The sequence below is a fragment of the Mucilaginibacter angelicae genome, assembly GCF_042434235.1.
Classification (GTDB): domain Bacteria; phylum Bacteroidota; class Bacteroidia; order Sphingobacteriales; family Sphingobacteriaceae; genus Mucilaginibacter; species Mucilaginibacter angelicae.
The window spans coordinates 1-1,387 of record NZ_JBHLTS010000043.1; the positions used below are offsets into that span (position 1 = coordinate 1).

The 1,387-nt window shown below is 41.4% G+C and carries 1 protein-coding gene; it reads left to right on the forward strand.

The annotated features are described in order from the left end of the window. Positions 1–237 precede the first annotated feature (237 nt). A complete protein-coding gene (locus ACFFGT_RS19210; protein ID WP_377024136.1) occupies positions 238–1,278 on the forward strand; it encodes an IS110 family RNA-guided transposase in 1,041 nt (346 codons plus the stop codon). The last annotated feature ends 109 nt before the right edge of the window (positions 1,279–1,387 follow it).

Below are 1,387 nucleotides of genomic sequence, written 5' to 3' on the forward strand. Positions count from 1 at the left end.
CAATCCCTCCTATGTTTACATTTAATATTATTGTAATGATTTTATGAGTGAAAAGAGTGAGAGCACAGCAATCCCAAACAGCCTTGAGCATGTTGAGCGTTAGATATAGCCTCACTCTTTTACTTTTTTGAGTTTGAACAGAATGTAAGGAATACAGCCAGGCAGTATATCCAGGATAACCAACAGGAGGAAAAACGAAGAAAGGTTTTCACTTATAGAAGTTTTAAACTTTTATAAATGGCAAGCAGATTATTAAAACAGGTGGCAGGCATCGATGTGGCTCAAAAAGAACTCGTTGTCTCCTTAGGAAAAATGGATGAGAACGCAGTTACTACAGTTTACGCCAACAAGACTTTTTCGAATAATGAGAAAGGCTTTTTGAGCATGGAAGCCTGGGTAAACAAGCATACCATTGCTGAATATCCGTTAAGGTATGTGATGGAAGCTACGGGCATATACCACGAGCGTTTTGCTTATTACCTGGCCGGCAAAGGATATGCTGTAAGTATCATCATGCCGAACAAGATATCAAACTTCTTCAGGACACTGGAGATCAAAACAATTACCGATAAATCAATGTCCGCTGCTATAACCATGTTCGGACTTGAAAAGAAGCTGGATAACTGGGTGCAACCTAAAAGAGTCTTCAGGAACTTACGGCAGATAACCCGTGAAAGAGAGCAGCTTATTGCCGAAAGAACCATGATCAAGAACCAGCTCCATGCTGAACAGTCCGAAGCTTTTCCCGGTGAAGATACTATCCGCAGAATGCAGGACAGGATAAAGATGATAGGCGCACAGCTTAAAGAAATACTATCTGAGATAAGAACAGCTGTGGCACAGGACCCGGAATTAAAACAAACACTGGCTACCATTACCACTATTCCCGGAATCGGCTTACTAACGGCCGCCGTGATCTTAGCTGAAACAAATGGTTTTGAACTGATCAGAAGCAAAAAGCAGCTGACCAGTTACGCCGGGCTCGATGTCAGGGAAAAAGAATCCGGCTCATCAGTTAAGGGAAAACCCCGGATATCTAAAAGAGGAAACAAGCATTTGAGAAAAGCCATGCATTTGCCTGCTTTAGCGGCCATAAGATATTCAGAAAGATATAAAGCAATATTCGTCAGGATCGTATCCCGAAACAGCGTGAAAATGAAAGGTACTGTAGCTGTACAAAGAAAATTGTTGGAAATGGTCTACACTATATACAAAACCAACAAACCTTTCGAAAAGGATTACCTGCAACAGAACGCCCGGATAGACCAAAATAGTTAGAGCAGTCACCTCAATAGAAGGACTGCCCTAAACAGGCTAACATAAAGCCGCCTAAGACACAAAAATAAAAAAATAACTTTTGCATATCAACACAGAATCTAACGCGGCC